30 protein-coding genes and 4 pseudogenes are annotated in these 25,445 nt (G+C 50.9%); 13 read left to right on the plus strand and 21 right to left on the minus strand.

The window, feature by feature from the left end; translation table 11 throughout:
• The first annotated feature begins 138 nt into the window (after positions 1-138).
• On the plus strand, positions 139-1,167 hold the full coding sequence (locus CSE01S_RS18580) for a P63C domain-containing protein (RefSeq protein ID WP_042291630.1): 1,029 nt from the start codon (positions 139-141) through the stop codon (positions 1,165-1,167).
• A 122-nt stretch (positions 1,168-1,289) separates the two neighbouring features.
• Here CSE01S_RS18580 and CSE01S_RS18585 read toward each other — a convergent pair whose 3' ends face one another.
• The 12 genes and pseudogenes from CSE01S_RS18585 to CSE01S_RS22530 all read right to left on the minus strand — a co-directional run bounded on the left by CSE01S_RS18585 (position 1,290) and on the right by CSE01S_RS22530 (position 6,159).
• The gene (locus tag CSE01S_RS18585) at positions 1,290-1,580 is read right to left on the minus strand and encodes a hypothetical protein (RefSeq protein ID WP_042291633.1); all 291 of its coding nucleotides are present in this window, start codon (positions 1,578-1,580) and stop codon (positions 1,290-1,292) included.
• An 80-nt stretch (positions 1,581-1,660) separates the two neighbouring features.
• A pseudogene (locus tag CSE01S_RS18590) lies at positions 1,661-1,822 on the minus strand (DNA polymerase III subunit theta); the annotation flags it as partial.
• On the minus strand, positions 1,819-2,130 hold the full coding sequence (locus CSE01S_RS18595) for a hypothetical protein (protein ID WP_042291635.1): 312 nt from the start codon (positions 2,128-2,130) through the stop codon (positions 1,819-1,821). The pseudogene CSE01S_RS18590 and the gene CSE01S_RS18595, both read right to left, overlap by 4 nt.
• Positions 2,131-2,175: 45 nt before the next feature.
• Entirely contained in the window at positions 2,176-2,358 is a 183-nt protein-coding gene (locus tag CSE01S_RS23560; RefSeq protein WP_072015027.1) for a DUF551 domain-containing protein, read from the minus strand.
• A 3-nt stretch (positions 2,359-2,361) separates the two neighbouring features.
• Positions 2,362-2,802 (minus strand): hypothetical protein, encoded by a 441-nt coding sequence (locus tag CSE01S_RS23410; RefSeq protein ID WP_042291638.1) that lies wholly within the window; start codon positions 2,800-2,802, stop codon positions 2,362-2,364.
• A gap of 45 nt (positions 2,803-2,847) precedes the next feature.
• Positions 2,848-3,036, minus strand: coding sequence for a hypothetical protein (locus CSE01S_RS18605; protein WP_042291641.1), 189 nt, complete (start codon positions 3,034-3,036; stop codon positions 2,848-2,850).
• Between the two features lie 2 nt (positions 3,037-3,038).
• Positions 3,039-3,476: a phiTE_015 family protein gene (locus CSE01S_RS23415; RefSeq protein WP_052406311.1), complete on the minus strand. Its 438-nt coding sequence runs from the start codon at positions 3,474-3,476 to the stop codon at positions 3,039-3,041.
• Complete coding sequence (locus CSE01S_RS18615; protein ID WP_042291644.1) at positions 3,473-3,676, minus strand: hypothetical protein; 204 nt, start codon at positions 3,674-3,676, stop codon at positions 3,473-3,475. Before CSE01S_RS18615 ends, CSE01S_RS23415 begins: the two co-directional genes overlap by 4 nt.
• On the minus strand, positions 3,673-4,356 hold the full coding sequence (locus CSE01S_RS18620; RefSeq protein WP_042291648.1) for a replication protein P: 684 nt from the start codon (positions 4,354-4,356) through the stop codon (positions 3,673-3,675). The genes CSE01S_RS18615 and CSE01S_RS18620 overlap by 4 nt, the downstream gene beginning before the upstream one ends.
• Positions 4,353-5,279 carry a phage replication protein O gene (locus CSE01S_RS18625; protein WP_042291650.1) on the minus strand — a complete coding sequence of 309 codons (927 nt, stop codon included), beginning with the start codon at positions 5,277-5,279 and terminating at the stop codon, positions 4,353-4,355. The genes CSE01S_RS18620 and CSE01S_RS18625 overlap by 4 nt, the downstream gene beginning before the upstream one ends.
• A gap of 101 nt (positions 5,280-5,380) precedes the next feature.
• Positions 5,381-5,923, minus strand: a complete 543-nt coding sequence (locus CSE01S_RS18630) for a toxin YdaT domain-containing protein (RefSeq protein WP_042291654.1) — start codon at positions 5,921-5,923, stop codon at positions 5,381-5,383.
• Positions 5,924-5,925: 2 nt separating this feature from the next.
• Complete coding sequence (locus CSE01S_RS22530; protein ID WP_042291656.1) at positions 5,926-6,159, minus strand: transcriptional regulator; 234 nt, start codon at positions 6,157-6,159, stop codon at positions 5,926-5,928.
• A gap of 103 nt (positions 6,160-6,262) precedes the next feature.
• Here CSE01S_RS22530 and CSE01S_RS18640 point away from each other — a divergent pair, with 103 nt between their 5' ends.
• From CSE01S_RS18640 to CSE01S_RS18650, 3 genes are all read left to right on the plus strand, one after another.
• The gene (locus CSE01S_RS18640; protein ID WP_042291658.1) at positions 6,263-6,658 is read left to right on the plus strand and encodes a helix-turn-helix domain-containing protein; all 396 of its coding nucleotides are present in this window, start codon (positions 6,263-6,265) and stop codon (positions 6,656-6,658) included.
• 161 nt (positions 6,659-6,819) lie between these two features.
• Positions 6,820-6,999 (plus strand): hypothetical protein, encoded by a 180-nt coding sequence (locus CSE01S_RS22535; protein ID WP_042291662.1) that lies wholly within the window; start codon positions 6,820-6,822, stop codon positions 6,997-6,999.
• A complete protein-coding gene (locus tag CSE01S_RS18650; protein WP_042291665.1) occupies positions 6,962-7,801 on the plus strand; it encodes a DUF6414 family protein in 840 nt (279 codons plus the stop codon). Before CSE01S_RS22535 ends, CSE01S_RS18650 begins: the two co-directional genes overlap by 38 nt.
• A 34-nt stretch (positions 7,802-7,835) precedes the next feature.
• Here the strand turns inward: CSE01S_RS18650 and fumD are convergent, their stop codons facing one another.
• Entirely contained in the window at positions 7,836-8,045 is a 210-nt protein-coding gene (gene fumD, locus CSE01S_RS18655) for a fumarate hydratase FumD (RefSeq protein ID WP_042291751.1), read from the minus strand.
• A gap of 519 nt (positions 8,046-8,564) precedes the next feature.
• Here fumD and CSE01S_RS23420 point away from each other — a divergent pair.
• The 7 genes and pseudogenes from CSE01S_RS23420 to xis form a co-directional block, all read left to right on the plus strand.
• Positions 8,565-8,684: pseudogene (locus CSE01S_RS23420) on the plus strand (hypothetical protein); the annotation flags it as partial.
• Positions 8,677-8,835 carry a YdaE family protein gene (locus CSE01S_RS18665; RefSeq protein ID WP_042291669.1) on the plus strand — a complete coding sequence of 53 codons (159 nt, stop codon included), beginning with the start codon at positions 8,677-8,679 and terminating at the stop codon, positions 8,833-8,835. The pseudogene CSE01S_RS23420 and the gene CSE01S_RS18665, both read left to right, overlap by 8 nt.
• A 21-nt stretch (positions 8,836-8,856) precedes the next feature.
• Positions 8,857-9,209, plus strand: a pseudogene (locus tag CSE01S_RS18670) (DNA breaking-rejoining protein).
• 126 nt (positions 9,210-9,335) lie between these two features.
• The gene (locus tag CSE01S_RS18675) at positions 9,336-12,233 is read left to right on the plus strand and encodes a RecE family exodeoxyribonuclease (protein WP_042291676.1); all 2,898 of its coding nucleotides are present in this window, start codon (positions 9,336-9,338) and stop codon (positions 12,231-12,233) included.
• Positions 12,196-13,354, plus strand: a pseudogene (locus CSE01S_RS18680) (RecT family recombinase). Before CSE01S_RS18675 ends, CSE01S_RS18680 begins: the two are co-directional and overlap by 38 nt.
• 42 nt (positions 13,355-13,396) lie before the next feature.
• Positions 13,397-13,636, plus strand: a complete 240-nt coding sequence (locus tag CSE01S_RS18685; RefSeq protein ID WP_042291681.1) for a DUF4060 family protein — start codon at positions 13,397-13,399, stop codon at positions 13,634-13,636.
• Between the two features lie 46 nt (positions 13,637-13,682).
• A complete protein-coding gene (xis, locus tag CSE01S_RS18690; RefSeq protein ID WP_042291683.1) occupies positions 13,683-13,967 on the plus strand; it encodes an excisionase Xis in 285 nt (94 codons plus the stop codon).
• Here xis and CSE01S_RS18695 read toward each other — a convergent pair.
• The 6 genes from CSE01S_RS18695 to rseD all read right to left on the minus strand — a co-directional run bounded on the left by CSE01S_RS18695 (position 13,945) and on the right by rseD (position 18,434).
• Positions 13,945-15,174, minus strand: a complete 1,230-nt coding sequence (locus tag CSE01S_RS18695; protein ID WP_042291687.1) for a tyrosine-type recombinase/integrase — start codon at positions 15,172-15,174, stop codon at positions 13,945-13,947. The two genes, xis and CSE01S_RS18695, sit on opposite strands and share 23 nt — an antisense overlap.
• Before the next feature lie 421 nt (positions 15,175-15,595).
• Complete coding sequence (gene rseC, locus CSE01S_RS18700; RefSeq protein ID WP_042291689.1) at positions 15,596-16,072, minus strand: SoxR-reducing system protein RseC; 477 nt, start codon at positions 16,070-16,072, stop codon at positions 15,596-15,598.
• Entirely contained in the window at positions 16,069-17,025 is a 957-nt protein-coding gene (gene rseB, locus CSE01S_RS18705; RefSeq protein WP_042291691.1) for a sigma-E factor regulatory protein RseB, read from the minus strand. Before rseB ends, rseC begins: the two co-directional genes overlap by 4 nt.
• Positions 17,025-17,675: an anti-sigma-E factor RseA gene (rseA, locus tag CSE01S_RS18710; RefSeq protein WP_042291694.1), complete on the minus strand. Its 651-nt coding sequence runs from the start codon at positions 17,673-17,675 to the stop codon at positions 17,025-17,027. The genes rseB and rseA overlap by 1 nt, the downstream gene beginning before the upstream one ends.
• Before the next feature lie 31 nt (positions 17,676-17,706).
• Positions 17,707-18,282: an RNA polymerase sigma factor RpoE gene (rpoE, locus tag CSE01S_RS18715; RefSeq protein ID WP_000003307.1), complete on the minus strand. Its 576-nt coding sequence runs from the start codon at positions 18,280-18,282 to the stop codon at positions 17,707-17,709.
• Positions 18,279-18,434: a rpoE leader peptide RseD gene (rseD, locus tag CSE01S_RS23185; RefSeq protein WP_131729047.1), complete on the minus strand. Its 156-nt coding sequence runs from the start codon at positions 18,432-18,434 to the stop codon at positions 18,279-18,281. The genes rpoE and rseD overlap by 4 nt, the downstream gene beginning before the upstream one ends.
• Before the next feature lie 272 nt (positions 18,435-18,706).
• Between rseD and nadB the strand changes: the two genes are divergently transcribed.
• Positions 18,707-20,329 carry an L-aspartate oxidase gene (nadB, locus tag CSE01S_RS18720; protein WP_042291700.1) on the plus strand — a complete coding sequence of 541 codons (1,623 nt, stop codon included), beginning with the start codon at positions 18,707-18,709 and terminating at the stop codon, positions 20,327-20,329.
• Here the strand turns inward: nadB and trmN are convergent.
• On the minus strand, positions 20,314-21,051 hold the full coding sequence (trmN, locus tag CSE01S_RS18725) for a tRNA(1)(Val) (adenine(37)-N(6))-methyltransferase TrmN (protein ID WP_042291701.1): 738 nt from the start codon (positions 21,049-21,051) through the stop codon (positions 20,314-20,316). The two genes, nadB and trmN, sit on opposite strands and share 16 nt — an antisense overlap.
• A 131-nt stretch (positions 21,052-21,182) precedes the next feature.
• On the opposite strand from trmN, the gene srmB reads away from it, so the two are divergent.
• Entirely contained in the window at positions 21,183-22,517 is a 1,335-nt protein-coding gene (gene srmB, locus CSE01S_RS18730; RefSeq protein WP_042291703.1) for an ATP-dependent RNA helicase SrmB, read from the plus strand.
• A gap of 66 nt (positions 22,518-22,583) precedes the next feature.
• Here the strand turns inward: srmB and CSE01S_RS21965 are convergent, their stop codons facing one another.
• Positions 22,584-25,427, minus strand: a complete 2,844-nt coding sequence (locus CSE01S_RS21965; protein WP_052406312.1) for an autotransporter outer membrane beta-barrel domain-containing protein — start codon at positions 25,425-25,427, stop codon at positions 22,584-22,586.
• Between the last annotated feature and the right edge of the window lie 18 nt (positions 25,428-25,445).

Here is a 25,445-nt window from a genome sequence, read left to right on the forward strand (position 1 = left end):
CGGGTAGGTTGGCGCGCACCAGTGCCTCATTCTTCAAGGTCATCTGCAAGATACCAAGCAAGCAAAAATTGCAATAATGCTTGCTGAGAAATTTTTCTCAAACGATAATTACTCCATTAATTATCCAAGGAGTCCATTATGTCCATCAAAGATGAATCCCCACAAGCTAAGGGTGGAAAAGCTCGTGCAGAAAAAATGACTGCAGAGGAACGTAAAGAAGTTGCTCAGTTTGCGGCCAACAAGCGCTGGCAAAGGATCAAAACTAACCTTCCCTCTACCCAACTCGAAGGTGTTCTAAAAATCAATGACACCGAACTGGAGGTAGCTGTACTCAGCAATGGGAAGCGAATAATATCTCAATCATCCGTTTTTAAAGCATTAGGGCGCCCAAGTCGAGGCGTGAGAGCCACGCTTGATGGTGAGATCATACTGCCTGCGTTTATGGATGCCGCTAACCTTGTTCCATATATTAATCAAGAGCTTATGGAGGTGATCAAACGAGAGCGATATTTAGACAATTCAGGATCTGAACTTGAGGGTTATGATGCTTCAATACTTCCTCTGGTATGCGATGCTTATTTAAAAGCCAGACAGGATGGTGCGCTAAAAGCAAACCAGATGGATACAGCTCAAAAAGCAGAAATCTTAGTCCGTTCACTTGCAAAAGTTGGTATTATCGCCCTAGTTGATGAGGCGACAGGCTATCAAGAAATTCGCCCTAAAGATGCTTTACAGGCCTATTTAGACAAAATAATCAGTAAGGAACTTTCTGCGTGGGCTAAAAAATTTCCTGACGAGTTTTACGAAAATATATACAAGCTGAAAAATTGGCCTTGGGCTGGTATGAGTAAGAATCGGTTTAGCGTAGTTGCCCATTACACTAGGGATCTTGTGTATGAACGTCTCGGCGACTCTATTCTTCAGGAGCTTGAGAAAAAAACACCAAAACAAATGAATGGACAGCGAAAAAACAAAATGCATCAATGGCTTACTGATGATGTCGGCAACCCCATGCTATCCCAGCACTTGCATTCGTTAATTATGGTTCAGCGATTAGCCATCGCCAATGGGTACGGATGGAACAGGTTTATTAAAATGGTTGATCAAGTCATGCCACGCAAGGGTGGGACTTTTGAGCTTGAACTTAACGATACTTCACTTGATTAATTCTTCAAATATTCACGCCCAAACTGTCATACAAATTGGGCGTTAATGTCCCCCTTCCTACTGAAACACAATTCAGGCAATAAATAATCTACACAAGGCGGGCTTGTAAAAGTAACTTGAAATTATTTATAAGTAAGACCGTACCTCATTAATTTCATATACTCTTCGCTAGTTTTTTTGCATTTATCCTTTTCTTTTAACGCCTTCGCGGTGCAGGCTGCTTCTGAGTATCCGATACCTGTAGCATTAAGCAGCATAATCTTAATAGACTTCTCACAAAGCTCTTGTGCTTCATGGTTTGCCGGATTGAAACATGTCGACTCAGTCATTCGTTTAAAATCTATTACATCAGAGTTGCTATCCGCAAAAACTGAACAACTGACTATCAAAAGTAACGTACTCAAAAATTTCATTTATTCCTTTCCTTTTTATAAATAGGGTTATTCACTTTTAGTCACTCAAAGCTTTTCCCTCGATAGTATCTGACTCTTTACATAAAATACTCGCGTAGGTGTTCTGGCTGCTCTCTCGCTACCTGTTCAGCTACAGCCGGCATATTCAGACGCTCTTTGTACGCCACGCCAGAAGCCGCAAGGTCAACGTTTACCTTGTCTCGTTCTTCTTGCGGTAGCTTTGCTATGTTTCTGGCTGTCATACATTACCTTTCTTCGTTCTGCGTGGGATGGAGTATGCAGTTTTGGAAAAAGAATTTGTTACAACAAACCCCGGTTCGACATAGCGTTCAAATATTTCCATATTCCCTGTAATGGCGCCTTCAGGAGTGCCGCGGCGTTCAATATCGATCTTCCAACGCTTAAGAATATCCTTTGCTTTTTTTTCGGTGAGAGGGATGTTGCGTTCTTTGGCAATAATCAAAAGCTGCTTAACTGTTGGTAAATCTCTTGCGGTTGGCTTCTTCATGAACGGCTGTTGATAAATAATTAAGGGCCATGATTCTAGCATAGCCCTTTGCCGTTTATTTTGATCTATCCTCGAAACATTACCGCCTTAGTGGCCAATGTCCTTCACCTCCAGTTGCGGTGCTGCCGGAAGCGGCATCCAGTGGGTTGGAGTCCATGAAGCCCCATAAACATCCCACTTCCCACAGTGCCAATAACCAACCTTCCTCCTCCAGTCTCCAGGACCGTCGAACTCCGATGCACAAAGGACATCAATGTTGGATTCCGGCATCCGCTAGCTGCTCTTAATCCAACAATCCGGAGTGTTGGCAACGGTGTCACCATTGGTTAACGCTTTACCATTGGTGCTGTCGTTGCCAGCCTGAAGCATCGCGGCGCGGCAGGCGTTCCATGCCCTCATTGCAAGAGTTGCTCTGTCTTCCCTTGCCAGCCCGTTGATTTGCACAAAGTTGCATGCGGTGGAAAAGCTCATTTTTTCAGGCGCTGGCGGGGCGGCGTAGAGGGGCATTCCGTCAGGGTGTTCGAATGTGTCCCCTTGGCATAACTCAAGCCAGGCGCCAGCTCTTTTTGCGAACAGCCCTACCGGCTCAGCGGTAAGCGCTGCCGGCGCGATACGCGCCAGCTCCTGCAAAATTACCACATCGGCGTGGCCGAGGGTGTAACCGGCCTTTAAATCTGCAACGGCTAGTGCTTCTTCTTTGGTAATAGTGCTCATGGGTTAGTCCTATGGTGTCCAGTACGTCAGTTCTTCTGCAACATGCTAGTTGGCGTCAGCCTGATCCTCAAATGGTGGGTCTGTTTTGAGGTGTTCCTCAACCGTGATTGCCGCATTCTCCCGACAGAATGCCTTCCACCCTTTACGGCCTGTTTTCCATCCTTGATGCCAACCCAAAGCCTTTGTTTCTGTACGCCATGCGCGGTTTGCTAACTGCATTTGTGATTTAGCCATGTTTATTCCCCCTTACCGATGCCAGCGGCGCGGATTGCTTTTGCACACTCAGAAATAGCCTTGTTCCAGATTTCTGTTTCAGCCCATAGCACGCTACCTACGTATTCATCTGGGCAAAATTTTTGAGCCGGGAGCGTCACTTCCCGCGCCTCCAGTTCTGCTATGCGCTTCTCAGCAGCTTCAATGATTCCATCGAGGCGACGGTTTCGGCTTTCGAGTGTTTTGATTTGCTCTTTATCGGCTTCCAGCTCATCCAGCAGCGCCTCATGACAGGCATTCCATGCATGCCACATGTAGGTGTAATGGGATCCGGGGTAACTACCGTCTTGATTGCGGTGCTTTTTAAGGATCCCCCACGGAAGAGCTCCAGATTGCTCAGCCCACCGTTCAAAGGCCTCGCGTGTTTTTTCTTCCTGCGCCGGTTTGTCGATGTTGCTCATTGGGCAGCCTCCCGCTTCTGCTTGTTGTATACGGCCCAGCTCAGGGCGTCGAGCTTGTCACGGCCTGCCTTGTCGTACATGTGGATACCGTCTTTGCAGGCATGCTCTTGCTTAACCTGATTTTCGAGGGCGTTTATTTCGTCATAGGACAGGGTTGCCAGTTTGAGGCGATTCCAGCCGAAATTACGGACGCGGGTCATAACTCACCGCCTTTGCGCTGTTTGTACTTAGCCATCAGCATCTCAGCCGGAGTCGGCCCGGCGGCCACTTTTGGTGCGGACAATGCGCGACGGATAGGTGGTACGGGCTTACCAGCCAGAACCCGCTTTTCCCAGTCATGCAGGATGTCGCCAGCGGCCCGGATAAGTTCCTTTTCGCTGAGTTGCCCCTCCGTTCCACGACGGCGCAGCTCCAGGCAGACGTGGTAATACAGCGGGTTTTTATCCCTCCAGGGGAATTGCTCGCTGGTCGGATAGCGAAAAACCAGCTTCCGCCACCGCCAGTATTCGCTCATGATGTCGTCCACACTGATCCCTAGCGCGCCACTCCCCTCGCGGCACCACGAAATAAACTGACCTGGCGACGGCCAAAACGGAGACTGGCTGGAGCGGGCTTTTTGCATACCGGCGGAAAGCTGTTCACGTGAGGTAATGCCTGACTCGGCAAAAGCGGCGATCCATTGCTGCTTCGCAACGCGAATATCACCGTCAGTTCGTAGGTTCGTCTGAGTGGATGCCGGAAATACCTGCATGAGGTTTTCAAAAAGCATATCCACCAGCTTTTCAGCAGCGGAATTCACCACTTTTCGCTCATTGCCTACCATGCGCGCCAGCATGTCGCCATCACGATTTTCAATTGCACGATACAGATCAGGTGTCATAGAAATTTCTCCCATGCTTCAGGGCTATTCCAGTGCGGTCCTGTTTCGGATTTATTTGCTCTGACATCTGCGCGTTGCTTGCGAGTGGTGTCTTTGCGCTGGAGGGTCAGGGTGTCCCATTTGGCTCGTAGCTTTGCGGGCGAAAGGATGTTTGAATGCCAGAACGCGTCTTTGCTTGCCCACTGAAACAGCTCGCAGATTTCACGGTGGCTGTGTCCGTCAAGTTCACGCATCAGGCGTACATCGTTAGCCCAGGCCACAAGACCGGGTTTCTTTGGAAAGGGTTTTACTTTTTCAAGCAGTGCGATGATCCATTCTGCGCACTGCTGGTCTTCAGCAGTTCCCCACTTGGTGAAATTTGGGGTGTAAATCGCAGCTTCAGGATGGGCAGATAAAAATTTCTTCAGGCGGTCGTCTGAGGATTCGTCAGAATTCTCGGACGATGATCTTTTAATATTGTTATTGTTATAGTCTTGGGTGTTTACCGTTTCCGGGAAGGTTTTTCCTGTTTTCGGGAAGAGTTTTCCCGATTTCGGGAAGGTTTTTCCCGTTTTCGGTTTGTCTAAAATCCAGGCTGATAGCTCAGTATTTATACCGACAATTTTCATTACGCCCTGTTTGTGACTAAAAATAATTCCACGCTCAGCCAGAGACCTGATCGCATCAGAAACATGCGAATCTGACAGCCCTGTAAGACCAGAAATTACAGTGTTCGTAACCCGATCCTGTTTTTTATTCCATCCGTAGGTAAGCCAGATCACCGCTTCAAGGCACTGCCATTCCCGCCCTGACATGCGAAGGCGCGGTTTAAGCTTCTGAATCTCGTTTGCGATCCTGGTGTACCCATTGGACAGGTCGGCCATGTGACCTCCTGTTTGCTCGGTTCTTATGGGAAAATTGATAACTTCAGCGGTATTTGACATACTCATCTCCGCAATTACCTACCGTTTTTGCACCTGAAAGCCGTTGGTGTTCGAGCACCGCGGCTTTCGCCTTTTCACCTCTACAACTCTTCATCGATACCTCACATAACACCCGCCGCGAGTGCCGCCAGACCACTGAGAACCTGCCCCATAGCCTCGGCGGGCAACATTGCCAGCATCTTCTCGATACCCTCCCGGACCTCCTTCACCATCTGGTGCTGCGGCGCGCGAAGCATCAGCGCCCGTTTCGCTTCGCTAACCTCTTTCTCCATTGCTGCATAGCGCGCTATGAAATCGTCCTGCGGCGCCAGGCGCCCGCGGAATTCAAGTGGCAGAACAGCGATGATCGCAGACGAAAGCTGGCTAATATTTTTGCGCGCATACTCTGTATCACCATCAAGCCACCGGAATAGTTTCTGACGCTTACGGCTTAGGTCTTCAGGAAATTCCAGCCCGGCGCCGCCCTGTCGTTCCCATTCCTCAACGATGATTCCGGCAACGACATCCTGGTTATCCAGTGACGCAGCCCAGGCACGAACGGCGTCGCGGATCTGTTCGTGCTTATCTGCCGCGCTTGGCTGATTGCGATTTATCACCGCTGCCGGATGGAATCCGGTATTTTGGTGAAGTGATAGTGTTTGCACTGTTATGCCCTCGCTTGTTGCGCTGGTAATCCGTCTGTAGGGTTGAGATACAGGTCGGGGCGTAACTCATGCGGAGTTACACCTGTAACATTGAAAATAGGGATGACACGATTTGCCGGTACGACGCCATTATCACGGTGACGCCAGTGACTTACCGTCATTGACGATACGTCTAGCATTTCAGCTAAACGGGTAGCGCCCCCTGCAATGCTTATTGCTTTATCAAGTGCTTTCATATTTGGCTCCAAGTAATAACAAACCAAATTAAACATTATGTTTATTTTTAAGTCAACACTATGAATGTTGTGGCGATAAACTTTTAGTTTAGAATCTTGAAATATGAGAAAAAATACGCACCAGACAGATAGCCCGCAAGTTCAACGGCTAAATGAGATCATCGAGAAGAAGCGCATATCTAAAGCGGATATAGCGAGGATCTGTGGTGTGAGTGCACAGTCGGTCAACAACTGGTTTGTTAGAGGGGCGATAGGTAAAAGCTCTGCAATAAAACTTGCCGATGCACTCGGTGTCAGCCTTGAATGGGTTTTAGGCCAGGATGTGGATGCTAAAGACGGCTTGAGGCATGACGAAAGAAGATTGTTGGAACTATACAACCAGCTACCGAACGAAGAAGAACAACAGAACATGTTGCGGATCGTATCTCTACGCCTGAAGGAACTTGACGAATTATACGCCAAGTACATGGGGCGGCGGATTAAGGGTGATGCGGAATAACACATCACAGGCATACAGCAAACAGGTGTAATCAGTAGCCTGTTGATTATGGGATTGGTTGATGGAAATGCGTTTTTGAGCCACTGCCAGCTGGCAGAAAGTTGCTTTCACAAAGTAAAGAGAACATAATTTAAACAGCTAGTTCTCTTTAGGAGTTCATCATGTTCAGGAAATTATTGAAACAAGCCAAATCACAGACGCCTAATGAGGTCTCAGATGAGCTTGTGGACGTTTTTGATGAAATAGATGAAAAGCAACGGAAAATTGCTGAAAAAAAAGAAAAAGTTAAAGAGGAATGGCAAAATGGAGCAAGAGCAACAAAGCACCGATTCACTATATGATTTTTTTTATGTTGATAATCAGCGCGCATCTTCGTTACTAGCGCAGATGCATGGGCCAGGCGTTGTAACTTCCATTAAACATGTAACTGCAGAAATTGATAAATCTTTGTCCGATGCAGGATTTGACTTAAAATTTGTCAAGTCAAAAATTGGAGTAGAAGAAACAGTCAATCAGACTCAAGAAAAAAGTTTTGATGCTTCTTGGACCCTCCCAATCAATCTGCTCGATAAGCTTGATGAAAACGGTATGATAAGAGTTGAGCTTAACGGAGAGCGTTTGGGAAGTATTGTTCTATGTAAGGGAAAAATGAGAATATTTGATATCTCTGTTTTCCAAAGAAGCGTTCCATTTATTGCCAAAATGATGAAAATGGGACAGCCAACGCTTCCACCTAAAGCAAAAAAATCAAACTTTAATGTTGAAGATCAATTCATTGCCCCAGGTGTAACATTTGGCATGATGAAAGAGATATTAAACATTGTTCCAAACACTTTACAGGTTGATTTTATAAACGAAGCATCTCAAACCATCTGGATGACCATAAACAGAGACTACCTCACAATCAATCCAGATGACATGGTACTCAAATATGGTTCAAACCTTCCTGGAGAGTGGTATGTGATTGGTTTCATTGATGCTCTTCCAGAAGTCGAAGAAAATATGATGGAAACTGTTGCGTATGAGCCAAATCAAATGAAAGATGGTATCTCTGGTATGTTGTCTGGAATAAGGGATTTGGCAGGGAGAAGCAGTAATTCATATGGGATGACACCCCTTATTATTTTCAGAAAGATTCAATAAAAAACCCGGCCACCGCGCCGGGTTTTTTATTGCCCTACTCTTCCAGTAACTTCACTGCCAGCTCCATAACCTGAATCTGATCAGCATCCCACTTATCCAGCCCCTTCGATATCTCCGTACGTATCACATCAGCTATAGCCACTCTTTTGGTTTCATGCCCTTCAGCTACCATCGCAAACACGACATCACCCACAATCCGGCACATTTCCTGATAGCGCAGTTGCGCCAGTTCTTCGTAATCCATCACCCAACACTCGCCAATTGATGTTTTTGTAACCATACGATAGCCCTGAAAACATACAACCTGCATAATACCGCACCGATGAATAAACTATTTGTTTATATAAAAATCCTCACTATGTTGACACAAGAATAAACATTGTGTTTAATTACTCCATCAACACGACTACCCAGGCAGGACGCCCACGAAGTAGCCGTCCGGGGCATACGAAGACCGGAATGAGGTGGATGAGTTAACGCGCAGCAGGTTTCAAACGTTCCGCCAGCCGGGCGATAACGGCAAGCAGAGGGATAAATCATGAGTGAGGTAATTTTTAGCTTTGAAAACTCCAGTGACGCAGTACGCGCTGGGATGTTGATGAATAAGGTGGATCCGTCACTGCGTTATATGCAGATACGAGCAACTGTCTGCGTAACCTGGCATGCAAACATCGTAGCGGCAACTCAGGCCGTTCTGGATGCAAACATTCCATGCACTTTTCAATACTGGAATGACATTAAAAACAGTCATCGCAGAGATTAGAAAATGATTGATTTCGCCCGCAAGCCTGCACGTATTCAGGCTATCAAACTTAACTATTTCGGAGTGATGCTTCGCCGCCTTTGCTACCTGCTGGCACAAAAAGGAGATCCGGATGCTTAAACAGTGCGGCTACTGCCGCAAACCCATTGATGAAGGCAAAGAAGTAAAGGGCACCCTTCTCTATCGCAACGGCTCACTGCTGGCGCGCAAAGAAAAGAAATATTGCTCTAAGCAATGCGCTGAATACGACCAGATGGCGCACGAAGCGTAATTAACTGAACTGAAATTCTAAATAAAAAAATCGCCATTTATTTGGCGTGGGCTCTTACACCCTGAATAAACCAAAAGGAATATTTTATGCAAATCGTAACAATCGAAATGAACCTGAAAGCAGTTAATAAGAGCATTGCTTTATTCAATTGCGAAAAGAAAGTCTCTGGCGTTATTCACTCGAATTCTACTGGCGAAACTACCGTCGTTCTCGATGGTGGTTATGTGCTCGGAAAGTTCGACTGCCCTCACTGCGCTGTAGAAGCCATTTCACTGCTCACAGTCAAGGTGAGTGATGGGGATAAAGCGGGGTTTGGTAATTACCGCAGTTACAAGCTCGATTACTCAGAAAGATTTTATCAGACCATCCATTAAGAAAACGCCCACCGAAGCGGGCGTGCCCTGTCCGGCGTCACCGACCAAAGCGAACCGGACATATCACCTGGTAAAACCGAGGTGCCATTAAGGCGCCTCCATTCTACACGAATTGAGGACAAAACAATGAGTGGAACTAATCCTGTATTCTTAGTCCGCAAAGCAAAAAAACAATCCGGCCAGAAGGATGCCGTTCTCTGGTGCAGCGATGATTTTGAAGCGGCAAATGCAACGCTGGATTATCTCCTGATCAAATCCGGCGCGAAGCTGAAAGATTATTTCAAAGCCGTCGCCACCAATTTCCCCGTCGTCAACGAACTGCCGCCGGAAGGCGAGCTGAGCCTCACGTTCTGCGATTACTATCAACTCGGCAAGGACAATATGACCTGGGCGCAAATCCCCGGCATCACCTTGCCGTCATCTGAAGCTGCCGCCGCGGCCCGCCAGCATATCGTTGACGGTGTTGATACTGAAACAGGCGAAGTGCTGGATCACACTGAAAACTTTGAGAACGAGGATAGCAGCCCACCCCCTGCCCCAGAGCTGACTGTTGTTGCAACTATGCCTCTCCGTCATCGAGTTCTGGCTCAATACATTGGCAACGGCGAGTACCTCTATCACGTCGATGCCGATCAGAAAAAAGCAATTATTGCTCTGGAAATGGACACCGATAATTCATATGTCCAGAACCTGTTACTGGCCGCCGAGAATGTTGAGGCGTTCAAGAAAGCAGTTGAACACGACATTCATAAATCAGTGAATGCCGTAAAAACAGTATTCCCTGTCGACGGAAAAATTCCTGAGCTGGCGACTGTTATCCAGTTCCTCAAAACATGGTTCGATACCGAACATATCGATCGCGGTTTGCTCGTTAAGGAGTGGGCGAAAGGCAACCGTGTATCGACTATTCAGCGCACTGAAAGCGGCGCTAACGCTGGCGGCGGTAATAAGACCGATCGTCATCCGGATGTAAAGCATAATTTTGACGTTCTCGACATTGAAATAGCGCTCGCCACCCTGCCTATGGATTTTAATATCTATGAGCTGCCGGGCAGTGTTTACCGTCGCGCAAAAGAAATCGTTAAGAAAAAGGAAAGTCCATTCAAAGAATGGTCCGCAGCACTGCGCGCAACGCCCGGTATCCTGGACTATTCGCGCGCCGCTATTTTTGCTCTTATCCGCGGTACATCATCCGAATTGGTTAAATTTCCTGGACGGCTGCGGGCCTATATCAACGCAAGCCTGACCGAGAGCAATCACGAGAAACCTACGGCAGAAACTCTTGCGGCAGCCCGTCACACACCGGAAAAAGACGCTGTAGAAGAAGCCAGCCGACAGCTGGCCGCCGAACGCGGTGAATACGTCGAGGGTATCAGCGACCCAACCGATCCAAAATGGGTTAAAACCGAGACAAGCCAGCCAACCGACGAACCTGAACTGGTTAAAAACGTCGGCAACGGGATTTTCGACGTGTCCGCTTTAATGCAGAACACATCAATTCATGGCACAGAAACGGATCCGGAGGCCACCAGCAGTGTGCAGGTTCAAGAAACTGACAATGATGAAAAACCGGCTGGTAATGCGGTGCAGGCAGGCGAAGGCGATCTGGGCACTGGTGAAGAAGCAGATACCGTAGAGAACCAGAATCAGGCTGAAACGCACCAGAGCAACGATTCTGTGAGCCAGTCTGAGCCTGAGGCGCAACAGGAAGAGCCAGTACCGGAGGCAGCGTGGCCGGAATACTTCGAGCCGGGCCGCTATGAAGGCGTACCGAATGAGGTTTACCACGCAGCCAATGGTATCAGCTCCACCCAGGTGAAAGATGCGCGCGTGTCGCTGATGTACTTCAATGCGCGCCACGTAGAAAAGACCATCGTCAAAGAACGCTCCGCGGTGCTGGATATGGGCAACCTGGTGCATGCACTGGCGTTACAGCCTGAACAACTGGATGTCGAATTCAGCGTTGAACCGGTTATCCCGGAAGGTGCTTTCACCACAACGGCAACTATCCGCACGTTTATCGATGAGCACAACGCCAGTCTGCCGGCGCCGCTGTCTGCCGACGACATCAAAGCGTTACTGGAAGAGTACAACGCCACCCTGCCGCCGCAGATGCCGCTAGGCACTTCAGCAGATGAAACCTATGCATCGTATGAGCAGCTTCCGGAAGAATTCCAGCGCATTGAAAACGGCACCAAACATACAGCCACTGCGATGAAAGCCTGCATCAAAGAATACAACGCCACCCTGCCTGCGCCGGTTAAAACGAGCGGCAGCCGTGATGCACTGCTCGAGCAACTGGCAATTATCAATCCTGACCTGGTCGCGCAGGAAGCACAGAAACCACAGCCGCTGAAAGTATCCGGCACGAAGGCCGATCTGATTCAGGCCGTGAAGTCTGTTAATCCGGGCGCCGTGTTCGTCGACGAACTGCTGGATGCATGGCGCGAGAACCCGGAAGGCAAAGTGCTGGTCACCCGCCAACAGCTCAGCACCGCGCTGAACATTCAGAAAGCCCTGCTTGGGCACCCGACCGCTGGCAAATTGCTGGCTCACCCAAGCCGCGCTGTCGAGGTGAGCTATTTTGGGATTGATGAGGAAACCGGGTTGGAAGTCCGGGTACGCCCTGACCTTGAAATCGATATGGGCGGCCTGCGCATTGGCGCCGACCTGAAAACTATCAGCATGTGGAACATCAAGCAGGAAGGCCTACGTGCGAAGTTGCACCGGGAAATCATCGACCGTGATTATCACCTGAGCGCGGCTATGTACTGTGAAACAGCCGGGCTGGATCAGTTCTTCTGGATTTTCGTCAACAAAGACGAGAACTACCACTGGATCGCCATCATAGAGGCATCCGCCGAACTGCTTGAACTGGGCATGCTGGAATACCGCAAAGCGATGCGAGCGATAGCGAACGGTTTCGACACTGGTGAATGGCCAGCGCCTATCACAGAAGACTACACCGACGAACTGAACGATTTTGATGTACGCCGCCTTGAAGCGCTGCGTGTACAGGCATAAGGGGAACTGTCATGGAAAATACTAATATTGTCACCACCGAGCAGCAGGCTCCAAACACTATCTCTGCCAGCAACGCAATTTTTAACGTTCAGGCCCTTGGCCAGTTAACAGCGTTTGCAAATCTTATGGCAGATTCTCAGGTGACGGTACCGGCACATCTGGCCGGGAAACCAGCCGACTGTATGGCAATCGTAATGCAGGCGATGCAATGGGGAATGAACCCGTACGCCGTCGCACAGAAAACACACCTAGTAAATGGCGTTCTTGGGTATGAGGCTCAGTTAATCAATGCGGTAATCGCAAGTTCCAGTGCCATTCATGGGCGATTCCATTACCGCTACGGTGGCGACTGGGAACGCTGCACCAGGACGCAGGAAGTCACAAGGGAAAAGCACGGTAAAAACGGGAAATACAACGTAACCGAACGGGTGCGCGGCTGGACTGATGAAGACGAAATGGGGTTGTTCGTTCAGGTCGGAGCAATTCTTCGAGGTGAAGCAGAAATTACCTGGGGGGAACCGCTTTATCTCTCTGGTGTTGTTACACGTAATTCTCCTTTGTGGGTTTCCAACCCGAAACAGCAGATCGCTTATCTGGGCGTGAAATATTGGGCTCGCCTGTACTGCCCGGAAGTGATCCTCGGCGTGTACAGCCCTGATGAAGTTGAGCCACGGACGGAGCGAGAAATCAATCCGGCACCGGCGCAAAGAATGTCTGTCGCAGAGATTACCAGCGGTTCAGACACCGTAACCAGCGAACAGGACACAGGTATCAGCGTTGATTCCCTTGCCGATGATTTCCGTGACCGCATTGAACGCGCCGAGTCGGTAGATGCAGCAAAAGCCATCAGAGCTGATCTGGATAAAGAAAAAGCTGTGCTGGGTACTGTTCTCTTCACCGAACTGAAAGGTAAAGCGGTGCAGCGCTACTTCATGGTGGACGCCCGTAACAAGGTGGAAGCAGCGATTAATTCTCTTCCGAACCCTGGCGATCCGGATGCCGAATCGTTATTCGCTAAGGCTGAAGCCACTTTGACCTCATCGCGCCGCCACTTGGGTGACGAACTGTATGACCAGTTCCGCATCACCCTGGACGATATGAAACCGGAATACATCGGCTAACTGTGACGGGAGGGGTTACCCCCTCCCGCCTGAGGAGATTTTATGCGCCTTATAAATCGCAGTAAGCAATCGCCACTGGGCCGCCGGGCATGTGACGCAGCACTGGCAAAGCATGTTGAACGTTACGGGGACTATGGTCGCAGCGAAAGGAAGGAAATATACACGGTGAACGTGGACGGCGTGAAGATCTGGGTAGAAGTGGTCAACCGTCATAAGAGTTATGTGGCAACCGCTATGACTGGCATGCGCCGTCTGAGAACTCTGCCTGGTCGGTTTAACTGATAACGAATAATCAATAACGGCCCCGGTCGGGGCCACTGGAGAGATGATGAGCGAAAAAATTGAAGACTTCGATCTGATGAGCACCCGCGAAATTTGCTGCCAGTTGCGGATCTCCGCCAGAACACTGGAGCGTTATCGTAAGCGACCGAGCGACAGCAACCCGTTCCCGCCGCCGGACTGCTCCTACATGGGCGGATCTAATAAGTGGCTCAAAGCCAAAGTGCAGGAGTGGCAGCTTCGTGAAATGTCACGCCCGGTCCAGCGCCCTATGTCTCACCTGAATTTGCCCCGTGACAGCAAGGGACGGATTATCCGGTCTGACGTGGCGTGAACTCCAATACGTCGGGCTCGATGATGCTCATCAGTCGAGCCCACCACTTACTGTAAGCCTCTCTCATTTCCTCGATATAAGTGTATTTATCGTATACCGACCACACTCCAGGCAGTTTGTGCCCGAGCATCATCTCGGCAATATGCGGCTCAGTCAGCTCTGAGAAGTTCGTTCGCGCAGTCCTACGCAGATCATGAATCGTAAAGTGTGGCACCTGCTCGTTATAAGCCTTCAACATGAACTTAACCAGGTTGCTGCTGATGCTCATATGAAAACCTTCGCTCATCGGTTTGTCTTCATATTTCGAGAAAACAAAGCGCCCCGGCGCCAGCTCGATCGCCCGCTTTATCAAGGGGAGCATTTCAGGGATGATAGGACGGATTATCGGTTTCTTACTCTTCCGCCCTGTCTTATGGTTTTCCCATGGAACAGTCCAGATCCCTTCTTCAAAATCAAAATGTGCGACTTCAGCCTGCCGGAGTTCGCCAACCCTGCACGCCCATATCAGTGACAATTTATAGAGGATCTTGTTTCGCTCAATGAGCCGGGAATCCTCAATGGCTCGCCAGACAATCGCCAGTTCTTTGCGGTCCAGTGTTCGCTCGCCCATTTGTTTCTGGATGCCGAAATCACGACCAGACATTTCAGACAGTGGGTTAACCTCCAGCAACTGGCGTTTAACCGCCCACGAATAGCACTGCCGACCGTTACTTATTACGCGCCGGGTGATCTCGCTGTACCCTTGCGCCAGCCGGTCCAGAACCGTAAGCCAGTTGTGAAGCGTCAGCTGATGCGCCGGATATTTCCCGAGCTTAGGGAAGACGTGTAGCTCGAACGTACGCAGGATTTGCCCGGAGGTCTCTTTCTGAATGCAGACCATAGAATGCCATTCGCGGAAAAGCTCCTCGAATGTGTACTGACTGTTAATTTTGGCTTTGTCGAGATTTTGCCTGATGCGCGGATTCTCGCCGCGGGCAAGAATAGCGGCCCACTTCGTCACTTCGTCGCGAGCGGCTTTCAACCCGAATTCCGGGTAGCTGCCGATCGTCATCTTGTCCTGCTTGCCCAAGAAGCGGAATCGGTAGAAAAACGTGACGGCACCCTTTTTGGAAATGCGCACCCACAGACCGTCCCGGTCTGCCTTCTCCTCAACTTTGTCTCGTTCGCGCCCAAGGCACGACTTGAGATAACTATCTGAAATAGCCATGATTTGTCCCTGCGTGTGTCCATCAGAACGACCGGTTCCGTGTCCATCATAGAATATGGACGCACTGGTGGACACAAAAACCATGACTTATGATGTCGCAGGTTGACTGTACATGCAACCAGTATTATTTTTGTGAAAGCTTATTTTATGGGGGTTTAGAAGGATATTTGTCGGAGGTTTGCGGAGGGTGTCGGGGTATCAATTATCGATGTGAGCAATGATCGAAAAGTTACGTATGTTCTTCATATAGAGTAATTATTGTGCCTTAACGCCCGCCGTGGCAGGCTTTGAGAAGTCGCTGTTCTGAGCTTAACGTCTGTTTAACTGAAACGCCGCATTCTACACTACAACGGTGAGGCGAGGAAATGTTCATAGAGTAAGGATAGCGGGAACGGGAAGCCGCCCTCCGGCAGAGACAGGATTAGCGACTTTCTGATGATGTGGCATCGACGCGAACAAGGCCAGGCGGGAGCGCGACATTCAGAATGACCGGCTGCCAGGATTCACGTTCAGCAAGCTGACGGGAAAAGCCTCGCGCAAACAAAAACCCGCCGACGCCGCCGAGTACCGCGCCGCTTAGCGCAGCGAGATCGGAACCAAACAGCGCCTGAAAAAGGGAAGCGAACAAAAACAGCCCCACCAGCGGCGTCATATACACCAGGACGGCAGAGCCAAGCAAGCTGGCTTCAGCAATGCCCAGTTCCACTTTCTGGCCGGGTTCCAGCGGCGTGTCGCTGGGCACAACGAGCGTGTGCGTCGTCTGCGGCCCCAGCTTATTAAGCACGCGGCTGCCGCACCCGGCGCGTGACGCGCAGCTGTTGCAGGATGCTTTCACGTCGCAGCTTACCAGCGCCTGACCATCTTGCCAGGAGACGACGGTAGCCCACTCTTTGATCATTGCATCACCCCAAACTTAATGGTGTCGGCAATTCGCTTCGCCGTTTGCGGCGGCAGTTCACCCACAATGGTGATTTCGGCGTTATCACGCACGCTGGTGCTGACGGTCCGGCGACCGGTTCGCAGCATCTGATCGGTACTGGTTGGCGTCGCTCGGTTGACGTTGACAGAGAAGCTGAACAAACCGTCCGAATAAAGACGCGATTCAATCGGCATGTTGTCCATCGTGGGCAATGGTCGGCGACCGCTGGACACCTCGCTAAAACCCTTCGGCAACCAGGTTGGACTCCAGTTGAATTTCGCTTTTTCACCGGCCGGAACGGAGAGCAACGGCGGCAGGTTGGCTTTCGCCAACATCTGCATGCTGTTTCCCACGTCCTGATTAACGGTGAAAGCGATTACCCGAAATTGTTCTAACGTTTCGCCATCACGGTCAAGCAGATCGACACGCATCGGCAGCTTGGTTTCAGTATCCATCCAGACGATATAGCTATAACGGGTGCCGTCACGCGCGACAACGCGAATCACTTCGCACAGGCGATCGGCGATACGGGTTCTGCCCACGGAAATGAAGTCGTAGTACGGGGCAAGGCGCTTGAAGTCGGTATAGATAAGCGATGGCAGAGAATCAACAATATAGTCGCCGTTAAGGGTGAACGGCTCAAGTCCGGGTTCGAAATAGCTGATTTCGTTTCCACGCTGGACAACTTCGCGGCGAGGGCCGTCCATTTGCAGCAGTTGGGCAAGCGGGCGGTTGTCCAGACGCGCGTGGCGATAGCGTAAAGACTCTACGCCTTGTTTTGTGATGCTGACGAACGACAGCTCGTAAGTGAGTGACTGGCTGGCCAGATTCATCTGCTGCAATAACGCCCCGGACGCAGCATTGGCCGAGGCGTTTACAGAAAAGAACAGGCTACCCGCCACAAGTGACATGGCAAACCAAAGTTGCTTCATTACTGCGATTGCGTTCCTAGAGTTTGAATTCCTGGCACCTGAACAGCGGCTTGCTGTGTTTGCGCCTGCTCAAACTGAAGCTGTTCGGAGTGCAGTCGACGTTGCAGTTCGTAATCCTGCAACATGGCATTAATTCGACGACGCTGCTCCTGTACCTGCTGCTGTTGACCACCGTTTGCGGTCGCGTCAGAAGGTACTCCCAGGCTAACCGGGCTGGCTTTGCCCATCATCGGCAGTGTGTTAAACACTGGCGTTTCGGGCTGCTGGGACGTTTCAGATTGCCCATTATAGTGCTGGACGCCAACAATAACTGCAAGCGATACGCATGCAGCGACCCCCATTTGGGTAAGTTGCACTGCCCACGGGCGCATTTTTTTCCAGAACGGCATTTTTTGCCACTGGTGCGGTGCGGGCTGGGCCTCTGGAATTAATGGCGCCGTCTGGCGTACCGGCTCATCTTCAATGGCGGCCATAACGCGAGCGGAAATATCGAAATGAAGCACGTCAGGCGTGTCACCCCGCATAGAATCGCGGATCAGGTGGTAGCCTTCCCAGGTTTTTTGCATTTCCGGGTCGTGAGCCAGTTCTTTGAGCAGCTCACTGTCCAGCGTTTCGCCATCCATTAAAGCGGAAAGTTTTTCTTTCTGCATGCCTAATACCTTTTCCAGTATCCCGCTATCGTCAACGCCTGATAAGCGGTTGAACTTTATTATCAATAGCTTCCCGCGCCCTAAAGATACGTGAACGCACCGTACCCACTGGACAATCCATGATGGCCGCGATTTCTTCATAGCTCAGGCCATCCAGCTCCCGTAAGGTGATTGCCATACGTAAATCTTCCGGGAGGGACTCGATAGTACGGAAAACTATCTGTCTCAGTTCTTCTGACAACATTAAGTTCTCAGGGTTCGAAATTTCTTTCAGCGCACCGCCACTTTCGAAGTTTTCTGCTTCAATCGCATCCACATCACTGGATGGTGGACGACGGCCCTGAGCCACCAGGTAATTCTTCGCCGTATTAACGGCAATACGATACAGCCAAGTATAAAAAGCGCTATCTCCCCGGAATGAATCCAGCGCACGATAGGCTTTTATAAATGACTCTTGCACCACATCAGGAACGTCACCCGACGGCACATAGCGGGAAACCAGACTCGCCACTTTATGCTGGTAGCGCACTACCAGTAAGTTAAAGGCTTTCTGATCTCCCTTCTGGACCCGTTCAACCAGGACCTGGTCCGTTAACTGCTCGCTCATCCGAGGTAAAGTCTCCCCAAACCAAATTTCCACGCGTTCGCGAAACGCCACTCCATTAGCTGCACTGTGAGCAAGCAACAGGTTAGAGTGTCACGTTTTTGTAAAGTTCCGTTACGCATCTGTTTTTTGAGTGTCAAGTTGTAGACGGTCATTATCTCTCATTATAAGTCTACCGAGTCTGAACAATGCACTATCTCATAAGAAATGCCCATAAACCGGTTGCAGAGTACCCCAACAGCTACTTTATTTCATCCTCTAATCTGGCGCTTACGGCCCGCTACGCAAAATATATCCTTAACCAGACATTTCCTTGCAATCCCGACTTCTGTTTAGCCAGCTCAACGGAACTGAAAATAAAACGTGCTGAAACGCAGGTTATGATGCTATGCTCGCCAGACACTGTTTAGTAAATTAAACAAAGATCATGAAAACCACTCCTGAACTTTCTTGTGACGTGTTAATTATTGGTAGCGGCGCTGCCGGCCTCTCGCTGGCGCTGCGTCTTGCAGCGAAGCATCAGGTCATTGTCCTGAGCAAAGGCCCGGTTAGCGAAGGGTCCACCTTCTATGCGCAGGGAGGGATTGCCGCCGTTTTCGATGAAACCGACAGCATCGATTCCCATGTGGAAGATACGCTTATCGCCGGCGCCGGTATATGCGATCGCCACGCGGTAGAATTTGTCGCCAGCAATGCCCGCGCCTGCGTTCAGTGGCTAATCGATCAGGGTGTGCTGTTTGATACGCAAATCCAGCCTGACGGTCAGGAAAGCTATCATTTAACCCGTGAAGGCGGTCACAGTCATCGTCGCATCCTCCATGCCGCAGACGCTACCGGTAAAGAGGTCGAAACCACGCTGGTCAGTCAGGCGCAGAACCATCCCAACATCCGCGTGCTTGAGCGCAGCAATGCTGTCGATTTAATTATTTCCGATAAAATCGGTCTGCCGGGCACGCGCCGGGTGGTCGGCGCCTGGATCTGGAACCGTAATAAGGAAAGCGTGGAGACCTGCCATGCGAAGTCGGTAGTGTTGGCTACCGGCGGGGCGTCGAAGGTGTATCAGTACACGACGAATCCGGACATTTCCTCGGGTGACGGGATTGCGATGGCCTGGCGCGCGGGCTGCCGCGTCGCTAATCTTGAATTCAACCAGTTTCATCCTACCGCCCTGTATCACCCACAGGCGCGAAATTTCCTGCTTACCGAAGCGCTGCGTGGTGAAGGCGCGCATCTTAAACGTCCCGACGGCACGCGCTTTATGCCGGATTTCGATGAGCGCGGCGAGCTGGCGCCGCGGGATATTGTCGCCCGCGCGATCGATCATGAAATGAAGCGTCTGGGAGCGGACTGTATGTTTCTCGACATCAGCCATAAGCCTGAGGCGTTTGTCCGCCAGCACTTTCCGATGATCTATGAAAAACTGCTGGGGTTGGGCATTGATCTGACAAAAGATCCGGTGCCGGTGGTGCCTGCTGCGCATTATACCTGCGGCGGCGTGATGGTGGATGATTATGGACGCACCGACGTTGATGGCCTGTACGCCATTGGGGAAGTGAGCTATACCGGCCTGCACGGCGCTAACCGTATGGCGTCGAATTCGTTGCTAGAATGCCTGGTTTACGGTTGGTCGGCGGCAGAAGATATCGACAGACGTATGCCTTACGCCCGTGGCGTAAGCGCCCTTCCCGCCTGGGATGAAAGCCGTGTAGAAAATCCCGATGAACTTGTCGTTATCCAGCATAACTGGCACGAGCTGCGCCTGTTTATGTGGGACTACGTCGGCATCGTGCGAACCACCCGACGCCTGGAGCGCGCCCTGCGGCGTATTACTATGTTGCAGCAGGAGATCGACGAGTATTACGCCAACTTCCGGGTGTCGAATAATTTGCTGGAGCTGCGTAATCTGGTGCAGGTCGCCGAACTGATCGTACGCTGCGCAATGATGCGCAAAGAGAGCCGCGGTTTGCACTATACGCTTGATTATCCGGATCTGCTGGCCGTTTCCGGACCGTCGGTACTGTCGCCACTACATACTCACATAAACAAATAAAACGCCTGGGTCAGCGCCGTGTAACCTTCTGAGTAACGCTGGTCTGGCCCGCGTATTACCAGCCTGTCGCTAAAGCATTCTCCCTGTTTTGGTGAAAAAGCCAACAGAACCCGATGCGGTAAACGCGCTTCATTTTCCGCAACGTCGGTCCTGAGCCTTAAATGCCAGCCCATGTCATGCGCCTGCTGCGTAAAAAGGCCGCCGGTCTTTTCCGGCAGGACGACGCAGAGAAAACCTTCTTCCGTAATCAGCTCCGCCGCGCAGGCTAGCAGCGCCGGGTGATCCAGCGTCGTGGTATAACGCGCCCGTTCCCGTTGCGGCGTCGCACAGTCGACGCCCTGCTCGTAATAAGGCGGGTTACTGACGATCAAATCAAACTTAACGGTTTGCCGGGAGGCCCAGCCCTGAACGTCTTCCTGGTGCAGGGTCAGCCGCCCGGCCCATGGCGACTGCAGAATATTCTCCTGCGCCTGTTCGGCGGCATCTACATCCAGTTCAACCGCGTCGACCGTGACGCTTTCATCGGTACGTTGGGCGAGCATCAGAGCCAGCAGACCGCTGCCCGTACCGATATCCAGGATCCGCTTTACCCCGGCCACTGGCGCCCATGCGCCAAGTAAAATACCATCCGTCCCGACTTTCATTGCACAGCGATCGTGAGCGACAAAAAACTGTTTAAAGGTAAATCCATTACGACGAAGAACGGATGTAGACTGGGACATGAATAACAAACCTTGCAGAAAAAACGGCGACAGCGCCGAGTAAAAACAATACCTGAGAAGCGATATCCATACAAACAGATGAAGATTACAGCCGTAACGTCTATAATCAGCGCCCCACACAGAGGTAGAACATGACTGTAACGACTTTTTCCGAACTTGAACTCGACGAAAGCCTGCTGGATGCCCTCCAGGAAAAAGGCTTCACTCGCCCGACCGCCATTCAGGCTGCCGCCATTCCGCCTGCGCTCGATGGCCGTGATGTGCTCGGTTCTGCGCCGACAGGCACCGGTAAAACGGCGGCATATCTGCTGCCAGCGTTGCAGCACCTGCTCGACTTCCCGCGTAAGAAATCCGGCCCGCCGCGTATCCTGATCCTTACGCCGACGCGCGAACTGGCAATGCAGGTCGCCGATCACGCTCGCGAGTTGGCAAAGCATACCCATCTGGATATTGCGACCATTACCGGTGGCGTCGCGTACATGAACCACGCGGAAGTGTTCAGCGAAAACCAGGATATCGTGGTCGCGACCACTGGTCGCCTGATGCAGTATATAAAAGAAGAGAACTTTGACTGCCGCGCGGTAGAAACCTTGATCCTTGACGAAGCGGATCGCATGCTGGACATGGGTTTTGCTCAGGATATTGAGCACATTGCCGGAGAAACGCGCTGGCGTAAGCAGACGATGCTGTTTTCCGCGACCCTGGAAGGCGAGGCGATCAAAGACTTTGCCGAGCGTCTGCTGGAAGAACCGGTTGAAGTGTCTGCCACTCCGTCCACGCGTGAGCGTAAAAAGATTCATCAGTGGTACTACCGTGCCGATAACTACGAGCATAAATTCGAACTACTGAAGCACTTGTTGAAGCAGGAAGACGCGACCCGCACCATCGTGTTCGTGCGTAAGCGTGAGCGAGTTCATGAACTGGCAGAGCAACTGCGCCTGGCAGGCATTAACAACTGCTATCTTGAAGGCGAGATGGCGCAGATCAAACGCAACGAAGGCATCAAACGTCTTACCGACGGTCGCGTGAATGTGCTGGTCGCCACCGACGTTGCGGCGCGCGGGATTGATATTCCTGACGTGAGTCACGTGATTAACTTCGACATGCCGCGCAGCGGGGATACCTATCTGCACCGTATCGGTCGTACAGGCCGCGCAGGGCGTAAAGGCACAGCCATTTCACTGGTTGAAGCGCACGATCATCTGCTGCTGCTGAAAATCGGTCGTTACATTGAGGAACCGCTAAAATCACGCGTGATTGATGAACTCCGCCCGACCACGCGAGCGCCCAGTGAAAAAATGACCGGGAAACCGTCCAAAAAAGTGCTCGCCAAACGCGCAGAGAAGAAAAAAGAGAAGGAAAAAGAGAAGCCGCGGGTGAAAAAACGTCACCGTGATACCAAAAATATTGGTAAGCGCCGTAAACCGAGCGCTAGCGACGTCGCGCAGCAGTCCGGTGAAGAATAAAAACGCCGTTTCTCTCTAATAATAAAAGCCGGCATTTGCGCCGGCTTTTTATTCTCTGCGTTGCCATCAGAAGTGCATTTTCAGTCCCAGTACGCCTTGTACCGGTTCTTCGATATATCGCCCTTGTCGGTAATTGACCTCGCCATACAACGTGGTATTTTCCGCCAGTTCCAGCGACGCTCCCGCGCCATAACGTCCAGATGCCCCGTTCACATTATTATCAAAGCGTATGCCGTTAATGGCGACTTCGTTTGACTTCGCGGTTTCCTGAACCACTGCCGCATGGAAGTAAGGCTTCACTTCCGCGCGTCCCAGTGTGAACTGGCTACCGACACGCGTACCGGCTTCCGCAATCAGCGAACGGGGCTTGCCGGTGTCCGCTTTCATGCCATTGCTGAGCGTGATGTTGGCCCGGTTTGCCTGAACGGCGCTGGTACGGACATACGGCTCGGCATAAGTTTGTGCCGTCAGCCAATGACGATAACCGCTTTCCAGCACGCCGCTCAGCGCATACTGATGCCAGTCGCCCCTGGTGTAACCTCCGTTGGTCATTTTCGCCTTCAGGTCGCTGTTCAGACGGTTGCCTTTCATTACGCCATCAACGTAAATCCCGGAGCGATCGAACCACGTGGCATACGCGCCCAGACCGTAGCTATCCAGGGTACTTTTCCCACCTCGCGCATGTCTTACCTCATTCGCAGAGCTGGACATCCAGACGCCGGTTAGCAGGTTTCCATGCTCAAATCGTGTGGTCTTATCCGCACCGATTTCAATGCCGTTTTGCTCCAGACGATACGCCGCGCCATTGCTACTGTGAACGCGGCTGTTGCTGCCGGTGTAATGCCCCCATACACTGTTTTCCGGAAGATTATCCGCCGAAAGCGTTGAGCGCCAGGCGCGGAAGCCATCCAGTTCAGCATTCACCACGCGCGTGATTGCCGACGCCATGTTGAGGATCGCATCCGTTGACGGCGTGGTCAGTTTATTTTCGTTACCGCCATTACCACCGGTATCGGGCTGCTCTCCACCGCCAGTACCAGGAATTTCTGTACCCGGTTGCTCTGTGCCTGGTTCTTCCGGCTCCGGTTCTTCAGGTTCCGGCTGCACGGTATTTCCGTTCGCCAGGCCCAGATACCAGATGTTACCCTCCAGTTGATCTTTACCTTGCTGGTGATAAAGCGAGTACATGTACACCCCCGCATCCAGCATTGCGACACGACGTTGTACAGTGCTGACCAGCGTGAAGTCAATATTGCCCTCTTTATCATTCACCAGGTTGACGGTCAGATTGTCTGGATCGGCAATTTCCCGGCCTGAGTCATGGACGATGATATTGAACTGGCCAACGCCATTATCAATAGTGACAAAGTTCCCGTTACGTTCCGCCAATGACGTATTAAACAGAAACGATCCTGTCCCGCTCAGCGAACCGATCGACAAAGCCGCATAATCGCCATTGCTGTCACGCAGAAACGAGACGATCCCTCGCTCCGACGACAGCGTATCGATTCGGGCAGGCAGCACACTGGTGGTATTGTCGTTTAAGTCAGTAATCGACAGAGTACCGCCTTTCAGCGTCAGGTCGCTGGCATATGCACCGGCTTCCATAATCATCTCGCCAGCCCCGTTGACAACCGTACTCCCCGTCGCCCGTGCGGAGGTATACAGCTGAAATGCTCCGCTGTTAACTACCGTGTCGTGCGCGGTGGTACCGCTTGCCAGAGTCATCACACTGGCGTCATTGAGGGTGGCGTTCCGCGCGCTCGCTGCGCCGGAAAGCCTCATCGTGCTCGTACCGTTGAGCGTCGTCCCGTTCGCCACGGTGTTTTCAGTCATGGTTAGCGCAGCGGTATCAAACAGCGTGGTATCCGTTAAGGCAGCATTGCCTTTGATATCCAGCGTACCGCTACCGGCGATTTGCGTGTCGCTGGCCACCGCATTCATACTCATCAGCATCGTGCCGCCATTAATGACTGTCTTGCTGGCGCTGGCCGTTGAGTTCATATTTAAACGCCCGCCCTGCTCAACGTAAGTGTCTTCTGCTGAACCGGAAGCAGAGATATTCATATTCCCGCCAGATTGCACCCGCGTGTTTCGGGTCGAGGCATTGTCATGAAAACCCAAATAACCCCCGTTCGTGACCGTGGTGTTCTCCAGAAGCGAATGCTCTCTGATAAAAATTTTGCTATCTTTATTTACAACTGTATCGACACCATAAGAATTCCCATACATCGTTAATAACGATGTACCATTTAATACGGTATTACTTATCTGGCTATTATCGTAGGTGTAAATATACCCACCATCATCAACAAGCGTATCAGTGGCCGAGGCATCGCCATTGAGATAAAGCCGTCCATGTTGTTTAACATGCGTGTGAGTGGCTGTGGCATGATCGTTTAACGTCATATTACGATGCGTTGTGGTATATTCCGCCGTCGCCTTACCCGATAAGGTCACTGTACTGTTATCATTAATAATAGTATTACTTATTGACGCATTATCGTTAACATTTAAATAACTGATGCCGTTTAACGTGGTATTCGTCGCCGTCGCGTTATTGTTTAGAATGACAGTCGTGTTGGTTCCTTGCAGCACAGTATTATTTGCAAGAGTATTATCGTTCAGCGTCAGGAGACTGCGCCCCTTCAATGTCGTGTCTGCTAAGGAGACACGGTCTCCGGCAGTCAGATTACCGACATCAAGCAGAGTGGATTCTGCCTGAATATCACCGCCAAGCGTTAACGTTTTCGATTTAGAAACGGACGTATTAATAATTTTTCCGCTGTCATTCAGTGAAACATCTTCTGTAGAAACCTTCAGACCGTCCTGAAGATATTCAGCACTGGCGTTAAACGCTGTACTGTATATAGCCGTCAGGCAAAAAAAGGCGACCTTATTGCGTCTCATATTTTTCCCAAAGATATT

It is taken from the genome of Citrobacter sedlakii NBRC 105722, from assembly GCF_000759835.1.
Classification (GTDB): domain Bacteria; phylum Pseudomonadota; class Gammaproteobacteria; order Enterobacterales; family Enterobacteriaceae; genus Citrobacter_A; species Citrobacter_A sedlakii.

What these genes read in the sequence shown, in the direction of transcription:
- rseC (WP_042291689.1), bottom strand. Translation starts at nt 16,072, where the DNA reads ATGATCAAAGAGTGGGCTACCGTCGTCTCCTGGCAAGATGGTCAGGCG.
- CSE01S_RS18685 (WP_042291681.1), top strand. Translation starts at nt 13,397, where the DNA reads ATGCGCCTTATAAATCGCAGTAAGCAATCGCCACTGGGCCGCCGGGCA.
- rseA (WP_042291694.1), bottom strand. Translation starts at nt 17,675, where the DNA reads ATGCAGAAAGAAAAACTTTCCGCTTTAATGGATGGCGAAACGCTGGAC.
- CSE01S_RS21965 (WP_052406312.1), bottom strand. Translation starts at nt 25,427, where the DNA reads ATGAGACGCAATAAGGTCGCCTTTTTTTGCCTGACGGCTATATACAGT.
- CSE01S_RS23560 (WP_072015027.1), bottom strand. Translation starts at nt 2,358, where the DNA reads ATGCCGGAATCCAACATTGATGTCCTTTGTGCATCGGAGTTCGACGGT.
- trmN (WP_042291701.1), bottom strand. Translation starts at nt 21,051, where the DNA reads ATGTCCCAGTCTACATCCGTTCTTCGTCGTAATGGATTTACCTTTAAA.
- CSE01S_RS18665 (WP_042291669.1), top strand. Translation starts at nt 8,677, where the DNA reads ATGCTTAAACAGTGCGGCTACTGCCGCAAACCCATTGATGAAGGCAAA.
- srmB (WP_042291703.1), top strand. Translation starts at nt 21,183, where the DNA reads ATGACTGTAACGACTTTTTCCGAACTTGAACTCGACGAAAGCCTGCTG.
- CSE01S_RS18695 (WP_042291687.1), bottom strand. Translation starts at nt 15,174, where the DNA reads ATGGCTATTTCAGATAGTTATCTCAAGTCGTGCCTTGGGCGCGAACGA.
- CSE01S_RS18640 (WP_042291658.1), top strand. Translation starts at nt 6,263, where the DNA reads ATGAGAAAAAATACGCACCAGACAGATAGCCCGCAAGTTCAACGGCTA.
- rseD (WP_131729047.1), bottom strand. Translation starts at nt 18,434, where the DNA reads ATGACCGTCTACAACTTGACACTCAAAAAACAGATGCGTAACGGAACT.
- rpoE (WP_000003307.1), bottom strand. Translation starts at nt 18,282, where the DNA reads ATGAGCGAGCAGTTAACGGACCAGGTCCTGGTTGAACGGGTCCAGAAG.
- CSE01S_RS22535 (WP_042291662.1), top strand. Translation starts at nt 6,820, where the DNA reads ATGTTCAGGAAATTATTGAAACAAGCCAAATCACAGACGCCTAATGAG.
- CSE01S_RS18580 (WP_042291630.1), top strand. Translation starts at nt 139, where the DNA reads ATGTCCATCAAAGATGAATCCCCACAAGCTAAGGGTGGAAAAGCTCGT.
- nadB (WP_042291700.1), top strand. Translation starts at nt 18,707, where the DNA reads ATGAAAACCACTCCTGAACTTTCTTGTGACGTGTTAATTATTGGTAGC.
- CSE01S_RS18595 (WP_042291635.1), bottom strand. Translation starts at nt 2,130, where the DNA reads ATGCTAGAATCATGGCCCTTAATTATTTATCAACAGCCGTTCATGAAG.
- CSE01S_RS18625 (WP_042291650.1), bottom strand. Translation starts at nt 5,279, where the DNA reads ATGTCAAATACCGCTGAAGTTATCAATTTTCCCATAAGAACCGAGCAA.
- CSE01S_RS22530 (WP_042291656.1), bottom strand. Translation starts at nt 6,159, where the DNA reads ATGAAAGCACTTGATAAAGCAATAAGCATTGCAGGGGGCGCTACCCGT.
- CSE01S_RS23415 (WP_052406311.1), bottom strand. Translation starts at nt 3,476, where the DNA reads ATGAGCAACATCGACAAACCGGCGCAGGAAGAAAAAACACGCGAGGCC.
- CSE01S_RS18585 (WP_042291633.1), bottom strand. Translation starts at nt 1,580, where the DNA reads ATGAAATTTTTGAGTACGTTACTTTTGATAGTCAGTTGTTCAGTTTTT.
- CSE01S_RS18675 (WP_042291676.1), top strand. Translation starts at nt 9,336, where the DNA reads ATGAGTGGAACTAATCCTGTATTCTTAGTCCGCAAAGCAAAAAAACAA.
- CSE01S_RS18615 (WP_042291644.1), bottom strand. Translation starts at nt 3,676, where the DNA reads ATGACCCGCGTCCGTAATTTCGGCTGGAATCGCCTCAAACTGGCAACC.
- rseB (WP_042291691.1), bottom strand. Translation starts at nt 17,025, where the DNA reads ATGAAGCAACTTTGGTTTGCCATGTCACTTGTGGCGGGTAGCCTGTTC.
- xis (WP_042291683.1), top strand. Translation starts at nt 13,683, where the DNA reads ATGAGCGAAAAAATTGAAGACTTCGATCTGATGAGCACCCGCGAAATT.
- CSE01S_RS23410 (WP_042291638.1), bottom strand. Translation starts at nt 2,802, where the DNA reads ATGAGCACTATTACCAAAGAAGAAGCACTAGCCGTTGCAGATTTAAAG.
- CSE01S_RS18605 (WP_042291641.1), bottom strand. Translation starts at nt 3,036, where the DNA reads ATGGCTAAATCACAAATGCAGTTAGCAAACCGCGCATGGCGTACAGAA.
- CSE01S_RS18650 (WP_042291665.1), top strand. Translation starts at nt 6,962, where the DNA reads ATGGAGCAAGAGCAACAAAGCACCGATTCACTATATGATTTTTTTTAT.
- fumD (WP_042291751.1), bottom strand. Translation starts at nt 8,045, where the DNA reads ATGGATTACGAAGAACTGGCGCAACTGCGCTATCAGGAAATGTGCCGG.
- CSE01S_RS18620 (WP_042291648.1), bottom strand. Translation starts at nt 4,356, where the DNA reads ATGACACCTGATCTGTATCGTGCAATTGAAAATCGTGATGGCGACATG.